1 protein-coding gene is annotated in these 242 nt (G+C 52.9%); it reads left to right on the top strand.

Going from position 1 to position 242, the window contains the following annotated elements:
* The first annotated feature begins 8 nt into the window (after nt 1-8).
* Entirely contained in the window at nt 9-140 is a 132-nt protein-coding gene (locus DW937_RS15340; RefSeq protein WP_279221278.1) for an SDR family oxidoreductase, read from the top strand.
* Nucleotides 141-242 lie beyond the last annotated feature (102 nt).

Here is a 242-nt window from a genome sequence, read left to right as displayed (position 1 = left end):
TGAACCGGATGCCGCTGCACGCCTACGGTGACACCCGCGACTTGGGTAAGATGGCCGAGTTCCTGGTGGGCGATGGTGCCGCTTACATCACCGGACAGGATTTTGCCGTGGATGGCGGCGCACTGGCTTTCGGTTATTGAGAGGAGCTTCTCCGCAATTTTCCTGTGGCTCTGCTCGTATCAAAAATAAGGGACCGATTTTTAATTGTCAGAACGGAGGAACCATTATGGCAATCTTTGAAA

Origin of the sequence: Faecalibacterium sp. AM43-5AT (assembly GCF_003603345.1) — a bacterium.
GTDB lineage: Bacteria > Bacillota > Clostridia > Oscillospirales > Ruminococcaceae > Faecalibacterium > Faecalibacterium taiwanense.
The sequence above is the reverse complement of the archived record's forward strand: the minus strand, read 5'-3'. Positions and strand labels throughout refer to the sequence as shown.